We start from the raw sequence: 8,830 nt of genomic DNA, 5'->3' as shown, positions 1-8,830 counted from the left end.
GCGGCCGCAAGGACCGTGCTCAAAGGCCGGACATATGGACGCAAGCGATCGAAAACGACGCAAAACAACCGTTGCAGGCAGGGCGCCGTCCACATATGGATCCTGGCCCGTGAAACTCAAGCGTCTCAGCGACATACGCCGCAAGGAGCTGCGGCAAGCCGCCTTTGCCGTGCTTCAGCGCGAAGGCATAGCTGGCGCGACCATAGAAAAAGTGGCGGCACAGGCCGGTGCGTCGAAGGGCATCGTGCTGCACTATTTCAACAGCAAGCGGGAGCTGTTCGAGCATGCCATGCGCGAATCGAACCTGGTGCTGCGGCATGCGGTGGTCGAGCGGCTGAGACAGGCGCGCACGCCAATGCAGCGGATAGAGGCCATCATCGAAGGCAATTTCGAGCCGCATCTCTTCCAGCCGTCCCTCTGCCACGCTTGGCTTTCGCTTTGCGCGGAGGTGCCGCGCGACGAAAAGCTTGCCCGCATTCAGAAGGTGATCCATGCGCGCATGCGCTCCAACCTGCTATCTGGCCTGCGCGGTCTGGCGCCGGCACGCGATGCTGACGAGATCGCTTTCGGCGTCACCGCCCTGATCGACGGGCTGTGGTTGCGGCTTGGCCTGCAGCCAGGCAGCGTCACGCGTGAACAGGCCATTCATCAGGTCAAGGATTTCGTCGCTACGCGGCTGGCTGTTCGGCGCGGTGCAGCCGCTGCCGAATAGACAGGCGCATCAGCCGAAAGTTCATATTGTAGGATAGGCCGGCGGCTTGACCACAATTGGCAACGGCGCTGTTCTCCTTATCAGACAAGACGGCAATGCGCGGGAGTGTTGGATGAGACTAGGCGGCAAACGGGCACTGGTCACCGGCGGCTCGGACGGGATCGGGCTGGCAATCGCCGAGGCTTTCTTGCGCGAAGGCGCGGACGTGCTGATCGTCGGCCGCGACGACAAAAAACTCAACGCCGCCCGCAAGCAGCTCGGGGATAATGTCGACACGCTGTCGGCCGATTTGTCGGCCGTTGCCGGCATCGATGCCGTGGTCGAGCATGCCAGGCGCGGCCCACCTGTCGATATCCTCGTCAACAATGCCGGCGTAGCGTTCCTTGTGCCGTTCGAGACCGTCAGCGAGGACCAGTTCCAGCAGTCATTCGCGCTCAACGTCACGGCGGTATTCTTTCTCACCCAACGGCTGTTGCCGCATCTCGCGCCGGGTGCGGCTTCGGTGATCAACATCTCGTCCTATTTCGCGCACAAGATGATCCCGAAGCGGCCGTCCAGCCTCTATTCGCTGTCGAAGGGCGCGCTCAATTCGCTGACCAAGTCGCTCGCCTTCGAGCTCGGGCCGCGCGGCATAAGGGTCAACGCGATCGCGCCCGGCACGGTCGACACAGCGATGCGGCGCAGGTCGATCGAAAACCTGCCTGAGGCCGCGCAAGTCGAGCTCAAGGCCTATGTCGAGCGCAGCTATCCGCTCGGCCGCATCGGCCGGACCAGCGACCTTGCCGGCATCGCGGTCTATCTCGCCAGCGACGAAGCAGCATGGACCAGCGGCGGAATCTTCGCCGTGGATGGAGGATACACGGCGGGGTAAGATTGCGATCTCCCCCCTCGAGGGGGAGATGGCCGGCAGGCCAGAGGGGTCGTCTCGCGTGGAACACCAGCCTGTTCCGTCCGCTATGGGAGTTGCGTCAAGACCTACCGCCCCCCTCTGTCGCCTTCGGCGACATCTCCCCCTCAAGTGGGGAGATTGCCAGCACCTTCAACCGATTTGCATTCCCGTCACCCGCAATCTCCGCTTGAAGGCATTTGTGCAACGCGATACGCCGTTTGCAAATTGCAAACCGGAGAGACTTCGTGAGCGCGCCAGAGACCAGAACCGAAACCGACACGTTCGGTCCCATCGAGGTCGCCGCCGACCGCTATTGGGGCGCGCAGGCGCAGCGTTCGCTTGCCAATTTCAAGATCGGCTGGGAGAAACAGCCGGCGTCGATCGTGCGGGCGCTGGGCATCGTCAAGCGGGCGGCAGCGGAGGCCAATATGGAGCTGAAGCGGCTCGATCCGGCGATCGGCAAGGCCATTATCGAGGCCTCGCAGGAGGTCATCGACGGCAAGCTGAACGAGCATTTCCCGCTGGTCGTCTGGCAGACCGGCTCAGGCACCCAGTCCAACATGAACGCCAATGAGGTGATTTCCAACCGGGCGATCGAGCTTTTGGGCGGCGTCATGGGATCGAAGAAGCCGGTGCATCCCAACGACCACGTCAACATGAGCCAGTCGTCGAACGACACCTATCCGACGGCCATGCACATCGCCTGCGCCGAGCGCATCACTCACGACCTGCTACCGGCGCTAAGACATTTGCATACGGCACTCGAGGCCAAGACCAGGGCTTTCGCCCACATCGTCAAGATCGGCCGTACCCACACGCAGGACGCGACGCCGCTGACGCTCGGCCAGGAATTCTCGGGCTACGCGGCGCAGGTCGCCTCGTCGGTCAAGCGCACCGAGATGACCGTGCCCGGCCTGCAGGAGCTAGCACAGGGCGGCACCGCGGTCGGCACCGGCCTCAATGCGCCGGTCGGTTTTGCCGAAAAGGTGGCGGCGCGCATCGCCGCGATCACCGGCATCGATTTCGTCACCGCGCCGAACAAGTTCGAGGCGCTGGCCGCGCATGATTCCATGGTCTTCTCGCACGGCGCCATCAATGCCTGCGCGGCGGCGCTGTTCAAGATCGCCAACGACATCCGCCTGCTCGGCTCCGGCCCGCGTTCGGGCCTCGGCGAATTGTCGCTGCCGGAAAACGAACCGGGCTCCTCGATCATGCCAGGCAAGGTCAATCCGACCCAATGCGAGGCGATGACGCAGGTTTGCGTGCAGGTGTTCGGCAACAATGCGGCGATCAGCTTCGCCGGCAGTCAGGGCCATTTCGAGCTCAACGTATACAATCCGCTGATGGCCTATTGTTTCCTGCAATCGGTACAGCTGCTGGCCGACGCTTCCGTGTCGTTCACCGACAATTGCGTCGTCGGCATCGAGGCCCGCGAAGACAACATCAAGGCAGCACTCGACCGTTCGCTGATGCTGGTGACGGCGCTTGCGCCGACGATCGGCTACGACAACGCCGCCAAGATCGCCAAGGCGGCGCACAAGAACGGCACCACGCTGCGCCAGGAAGCGCTGGCCACCGGGCTGGTCAGCGAAGCCGATTATGAGCGGCTGGTGCGGCCGGAGGACATGACGCATCCAGGCTAGGGCGTTGATATGCCTGGATCTCAACACCCATGTTGATCGCGAAAACGTTACCTTGGTGAACAATCCGTAACCAATCTGGCATCTTTGGTGAACAGTCGGCCTGCGCTAACTAGACGGGTATCCCAAGCCGTTTGGCCAAATCCTTCTGGAGAGTTACACATGTCCACCAACACGTCCGCCAATACTTCGTTTGCCGGTTCCGGCACCGCCGCCGGCGCCTCGGGCACGATCCTGCTCGGCCGCATCCTGCTTTCGGTCATCTTCCTGCTTTCGGGTTTCGGCAAGCTGACGGCGATTGCCGGCACCGCCGGCTATTTCGGCAGCCTTGGCCTGCCGCTGCCGATGGTGACCGCCATTGTCGTCGGCCTTATCGAACTGCTTGGCGGCCTGGCCATCCTCGTCGGCTTCCAGACCCGGATCGTCGGCTGGGTAATGGCGATTTTCACCGTCGCCACCGCGCTGGTCGCCCACACCGGCTGGGCCGATCAGATGCAGATGATCAATTTCATGAAGAACCTCGGCATTGCCGGCGGCTTCCTCGTGCTCGCCTCCTCGGGCCCAGGCGCGTATTCGATCGACGCCAAGCGCGGCTGAAGCAGTCCAGCATTTCCTGAACAAAAGGGGCGCGGAATTTTCCGCGCCCCTTTTTCGTTGTCGTTTGTGCCTGTCGGTCCGCTGACCGGAATTCTGCTAGGATCGGGCTCTTGGCCACCCGGCCGACAACGGAGGTTACCATGCCCCGCAATGCGCTGCTTTTGCTTTCCCGACTGCTGTTCGCCGCACTGTTCGTGCCGTCCGGCTTCCACGCGCTGACCGACATTGCCGGCACGACCGGCTATTTCGCCGGCCTTGGCCTGCCGCTGCCGACGCTGGCTGCCTGGGGCACCGGGCTGTTCGAACTGATCGCCGGGCTGCTCATCCTCGTCGGCTTCAAGACGCCGATCGTGGCGCTGCTGCTCGCCGCCTTTTGCGTCGCGACAGCGTTCATCGGCCACTATGGCCAAGGCGGCGGCGATCCGACGCTGACCTTCATGCATTCGCAGATGCTGATGAAGGACATCGCGATATCAGGCGGTTTTCTGGCGCTGGCGATGGCTGGCGCGGGTGCATGGTCGGCCGACGGCAGAATGCTTGGAGCCCGCGCCTGAGCGCCACCCGCACCTGTCTACTTGGTGTCTAGGAAGACGAAATTTGCGAGGCGACTTATATTGACGGGCACCGACGCAAAACCGCGGAACCCCATCTCCCCCACTCCCACATACAGACAGAGCTGTTTCTTCTTTACCGCCATTGCCACCCACTCGGATCCAAAATCGTTTGGGTCCTTGACGTAATTTCGAAGATTGCTGTCAATGGCGACGTACACATAACCATCTGATTGAATCAGTTCTTGTCTCTTCACGTATGGTAACAGATCGGACCGACCCACGATGGGCTTGATCGACCCGCCGATGGTCTGAGCCTTGTCGGAAAGAGTTCGATCGACCCCTCTCGAACACGGCTCGAGGCGTGAGAATAAATCGCTCTTCGAGAGGGATTTCATGAGCTTGAATATGTCGGCGCTCGGCTTGAACACGAAGTAGTTTATTTTCTCTCTGTTTTTGGGTGCGCGAAGCATTCTATGAAAATTGAATGGCGTTCTGACGCCCGGCTCTTTGGGATAATGTCGATCCAGATCGAACGTCCCCTTGGCCACGACGGACAGGGTGTACAGCGTCTGGGCACTGGCGGCGCCCGCGAAGAGGACGAAGATCGCCGCAACCAACAGCTGAAGAACCTGCCTGGATTTCACGGCGTTTCCCTTCTTTCCTCAACGGTCGCGACGCGACAGCGCGGGCGTCTATTTGACAGACATGCTAGGCCCGCCCTCGACCGCCAGCACCAGCCGGCGATTGGTGACCCTTGCCAGTTGTGCCAGCCGGCCGGCGGGCCGCTCGCCGTAAAGATCGGCCAGTGCTGCCGGCAGCACCAGCGCCAGCACGCCATTGCCGCGGTTTTCCCATTTCAGCCGCGGCATGACGCCGGGCATTGCCGCGCTCAGCAAATAGACGACGCGCAGCAACGCCGCCAAGACGCGGGCGCGCTCGAGATAGCGCGGCGTCGCCAGTCCGCGGATTTCCGGCGCGGCTTCATTGAACACGCCCTCGTGGCGAAACAGGCTGACAAGCGCCAGGAAGGCGCGGCCGGGATGGTCGACGCCGATGAACGAGGCGTGGGCGATGATGTTGAGCGATTGCTTGCCGCGATATTCGGGATGGGCACGCCAGCCGATATCGGCGAGCAGGCAGGCGGCGTGGCGGTAGCGCGCCTCGTCCCTGGTTTCGTCGATGCCGAAGGCAGAGAAGGCCTTGCCGGTCCACTCGACAAGCTCATGCGCGTGGTCGACCGAGCGCGAGCGCAGGCGGGCAAGCTCTTCCGCCGCCGAGATCAGCGGATCGGCTTTCTGCTCGGCCTTGTCGAGCAGCGAATAGAGAAAGCCCTCGCGCACGCCCAGCGCCGACACGATGATCTTCGACGGCTGCATCGCCGCCATGATCTCCTGCAGCACGATGGCGCCATAGGGCAGCAGCGAGCGGCGGTTCTTGGAGATGCCCTCGATGCCTTTGATCTTGTCGATCTCGGCCTTGGCAACCTGCCGGAGGAAGTTCGCGGCGCTTTCGATGCCGATCTCGTAATGGTGCATGACGCCGAGCGGGTAGTTGGTCATTTCCATGTGCAGCCGGGCGAGGTTTCGCCAGGTGCCGCCGACCGTGTAGAACGCCCTGCCCTGCCCGCCCTTCAGCAATTTCGCCCGCGCCAGTTGCTCGCGCGTGATCCTTGCCGCCTGGGTCAGCGAGTTCTTCGCCATGTCCTGCAGGCGCAAGCCGCCCAACGGCAGCGTGATGCCGTCACCGATCGTCTCACCGTCAATATCGATCAGCTCGAGGCTGCCGCCGCCAAGGTCGCCGGCAATGCCGTTGGCCGGATGGAAACCGGAAATGACGCCGAGCGCCGAATAATGGGCTTCCTCGCGGCCGCTCAGCACCTGGATCTCGGTCTTGAGCACATCCTCGGCGCGGTGGATGAAGTCGGGGCCGTTGACGGCCTCGCGAGCGGCGGCGGTCGCCAGCACATATATGCGCTCGGCGCCGGCCTGGTCGGAGAGCGCGCGGAAGCGGCGGAACTCTTCCATCGAGCGCGTCACCGCCTCGGGATCGAGCTTTCCGGTCGAAACGATGCCGCGGCCGAGGCCGGCCAGCATCTTTTCGTTGAACAGCAAGGTCGGCGAGCGCGCCAGTCCTTCATAGATGACAAGACGGATCGAGTTCGATCCGATATCGATGATGGACAGCGGTCGGCGGTCCTGAAGCCGGCCCTGGGACGCTGAAATCATCAGCCCGTCGCTGCGTTCTGTTTCTTGCGGCGCTTGAACTGCGCGATGCGCTTGGGCGCATGCGACTTCAACGCATCGCCCCGTCCGGACAGGCTCGGATTGGTCATGAAATATTCCTGCGCGTTGAACGGTTCCTCGCCCTCCTCCAGCACAACGCGCCGGGAGGTTCCGTCAGCCAATACGTCGAAACTTTGCTGGTTGTCCATGATGTTGCCGAGCATGATCTGGCCGAGCACCTGCTCATGCACAGTTGGATTGGTGATCGGCACCATGGTCTCGACGCGGCGGTCGAGATTGCGCGGCATCAGATCGGCCGAGGAGATATAGACGATCGCCCCGTCCGAGGGCAGGCCGTGGCCGTTGCCGAAGCAATAGATGCGGCTGTGCTCGAGGAAACGGCCGACGATCGACTTCACCCTAATGTTCTCCGATAGGCCGGGCACCTGCGGTCTCAGGCAGCAGATGCCGCGCACGACGAGATCGATCTCGACGCCGGCGCGGCTGGCATCGTAGAGCGCATCGATGACGATCGGGTCGACCAAGGCGTTCATCTTCATCCAGATGCGGGCCGGCCTGCCCTCCAGCGCGTGGCTGATCTCATCCGAAATGTGCTGGAGGATGCGGTCGCGCAGCGTAAACGGCGAGATGGCCAGCCGCATCTGCTCGGCCGGCTCGGCATAGCCGGTGATGAAGTTGAACAGCTGGGCGACATCGCGCGCGATCGTCGGATCGGTGGTGAAGAAGGACAGGTCGGTGTAGATGCGTGCCGTGACCGGGTGGTAGTTGCCGGTGCCCAGATGCACGTAATTGCGCAGCCTGCCATCCTCGCGGCGCACCACCAGCGACATCTTTGCGTGGGTCTTCAGTTCGAGAAAGCCGAAGACGACCTGAACGCCGGCGCGCTCGAGGTCGCGCGCCCAGCGGATGTTGGCTTCCTCGTCGAAACGCGCCTTGAGCTCGACTAGCGCGGTCACCGACTTGCCGGCCTCGGCGGCGTCGACCAAAGCGCGTACGATCGGGCTGTCGTTGGAGGTGCGATAGAGCGTCTGCTTGATCGCCACCACTTCCGGATCGGCCATTGCCTGGCGCAGGAACTGCACCACGACGTCGAAGGATTCGTAGGGGTGGTGGACGATGATGTCCTTCTCGCGGATCGCGGCAAAACAATCGCCGCCATGCTCGCGGATGCGCTCGGGGAAGCGCGGATTGTAGGGCGTGAACTTCAGATCGTCGCGGGCGACGGCGACGATCTCCGAGATCTGGCTGAGCGCCAGCGGACCGGTGAGCACGCTGATCCGGCTTGCCGAAACGCCAAGCTCGCCGGCGACGAAGTCACGCAATTCGGGCGGCATCAGCCGGTCGAACTCGATCCGGATGACCGAGCCGCGGCGTCGCCGCTTCAGCGCCGTCTCGAACAGCCGCACCAGATCCTCTGATTCTTCCTCGACCTCGATATCGCTGTCGCGGATGATGCGGAATGTGCCGGAGCCCTTGACCTCATAGCCGGGGAACAGCTTGCCGATATAGAGACTGACCGCCTCTTCGAGTGGAATGAAGCGGACATGATGCTTGCGATCCGGCAAACGGATGAAGCGCCTCAGCGCCACCGGCAGGCGCAGAAGCGCGCTCATTTCCTCGCCGTTCTTGCGATGGCGCAATTGCAGCGCCATCGAGAAACCGAGATTGGGAATGAACGGAAACGGATGCGCCGGGTCGATCGACAGCGGCGTCAGGACCGGAAATACCTGCTCCTGGAAATGGTCCTCGAGCCAGGTCTTCTCGTCCTTGGTCAGCGCATCGCGGGTGATGCTTTCGATGCCTTGTTTGTCGAGCAGCAGCATCAGCGCCGAAAGGCTGTTCTGCTGGTCCTCCTGCAGGCGCTCGACCTCGCGCAGCAATTGTTCGAGCTGCTGCTCGGGAGTGCGCCCATCCGGGCTCTTCAGCACGATGCCTTCGCGCACCTGGCCGGCAAGACCGGCGACGCGGACCATGAAGAACTCGTCGAGGTTGGCGGCCGATATCGACAGGAAGCGAACACGCTCGAGCAGCGGATGGTTGGCGTTCAGCGACTCTTCGAGCACGCGCCGGTTGAATTGCAGCCAGGAAAACTCGCGGTTGACGAAGCGGTCGGGATTGCCGCCTTCGCGGCTCGCCGCCTCGACGGTGATGAATTCGTTCTGCACCGGCTTCAGTTCGTTCATGGTTTCCGCTCT

The 8,830-nt window shown here is 62.6% G+C and carries 8 protein-coding genes; 5 read left to right on the top strand and 3 right to left on the bottom strand.

Annotation, left to right across the window (positions count from 1 at the left end):
* Nucleotides 1-109: 109 nt before the first annotated feature.
* The 5 genes from betI to NKI08_RS17795 all read left to right on the top strand — a co-directional run bounded on the left by betI (nt 110) and on the right by NKI08_RS17795 (nt 4,392).
* Complete coding sequence (betI, locus tag NKI08_RS17815; RefSeq protein WP_352501904.1) at nt 110-712, top strand: choline-binding transcriptional repressor BetI; 603 nt, start codon at nt 110-112, stop codon at nt 710-712.
* Between the two features lie 112 nt (nt 713-824).
* Nucleotides 825-1,583, top strand: a complete 759-nt coding sequence (locus NKI08_RS17810) for an SDR family NAD(P)-dependent oxidoreductase (protein ID WP_352771182.1) — start codon at nt 825-827, stop codon at nt 1,581-1,583.
* Between the two features lie 263 nt (nt 1,584-1,846).
* Nucleotides 1,847-3,244: a class II fumarate hydratase gene (fumC, locus tag NKI08_RS17805; protein ID WP_352771180.1), complete on the top strand. Its 1,398-nt coding sequence runs from the start codon at nt 1,847-1,849 to the stop codon at nt 3,242-3,244.
* Between the two features lie 159 nt (nt 3,245-3,403).
* Nucleotides 3,404-3,838 (top strand): DoxX family protein, encoded by a 435-nt coding sequence (locus NKI08_RS17800; RefSeq protein ID WP_352501902.1) that lies wholly within the window; start codon nt 3,404-3,406, stop codon nt 3,836-3,838.
* A 140-nt stretch (nt 3,839-3,978) separates the two neighbouring features.
* A complete protein-coding gene (locus tag NKI08_RS17795; protein ID WP_352771177.1) occupies nt 3,979-4,392 on the top strand; it encodes a DoxX family protein in 414 nt (137 codons plus the stop codon).
* A gap of 17 nt (nt 4,393-4,409) precedes the next feature.
* Here NKI08_RS17795 and NKI08_RS17790 read toward each other — a convergent pair whose 3' ends face one another.
* The 3 genes from NKI08_RS17790 to NKI08_RS17780 are packed head-to-tail and all read right to left on the bottom strand — an operon-like array spanning nt 4,410 to nt 8,818.
* Nucleotides 4,410-5,036 (bottom strand): hypothetical protein, encoded by a 627-nt coding sequence (locus NKI08_RS17790; protein ID WP_352771175.1) that lies wholly within the window; start codon nt 5,034-5,036, stop codon nt 4,410-4,412.
* A 48-nt stretch (nt 5,037-5,084) separates the two neighbouring features.
* The gene (ppx, locus tag NKI08_RS17785; protein WP_352771173.1) at nt 5,085-6,617 is read right to left on the bottom strand and encodes an exopolyphosphatase; all 1,533 of its coding nucleotides are present in this window, start codon (nt 6,615-6,617) and stop codon (nt 5,085-5,087) included.
* A complete protein-coding gene (locus NKI08_RS17780; RefSeq protein ID WP_352472643.1) occupies nt 6,617-8,818 on the bottom strand; it encodes an RNA degradosome polyphosphate kinase in 2,202 nt (733 codons plus the stop codon). The genes ppx and NKI08_RS17780 overlap by 1 nt, the downstream gene beginning before the upstream one ends.
* Nucleotides 8,819-8,830 lie beyond the last annotated feature (12 nt).

It is taken from the genome of Mesorhizobium sp. M0768, from assembly GCF_040320195.1.
Lineage (GTDB): Bacteria > Pseudomonadota > Alphaproteobacteria > Rhizobiales > Rhizobiaceae > Mesorhizobium.
Note: the sequence above shows the minus strand (reverse complement) of the source record. Positions and strands in the feature narration are given on the sequence as shown.

Excerpts from the sequence above, each read along its gene's own strand:
- NKI08_RS17795 (WP_352771177.1), top strand. The coding sequence starts at position 3,979 with ATGCCCCGCAATGCGCTGCTTTTGCTTTCCCGACTGCTGTTCGCCGCA.
- NKI08_RS17810 (WP_352771182.1), top strand. The coding sequence starts at position 825 with ATGAGACTAGGCGGCAAACGGGCACTGGTCACCGGCGGCTCGGACGGG.
- NKI08_RS17780 (WP_352472643.1), bottom strand. The coding sequence starts at position 8,818 with ATGAACGAACTGAAGCCGGTGCAGAACGAATTCATCACCGTCGAGGCG.
- NKI08_RS17800 (WP_352501902.1), top strand. The coding sequence starts at position 3,404 with ATGTCCACCAACACGTCCGCCAATACTTCGTTTGCCGGTTCCGGCACC.
- ppx (WP_352771173.1), bottom strand. The coding sequence starts at position 6,617 with ATGATTTCAGCGTCCCAGGGCCGGCTTCAGGACCGCCGACCGCTGTCC.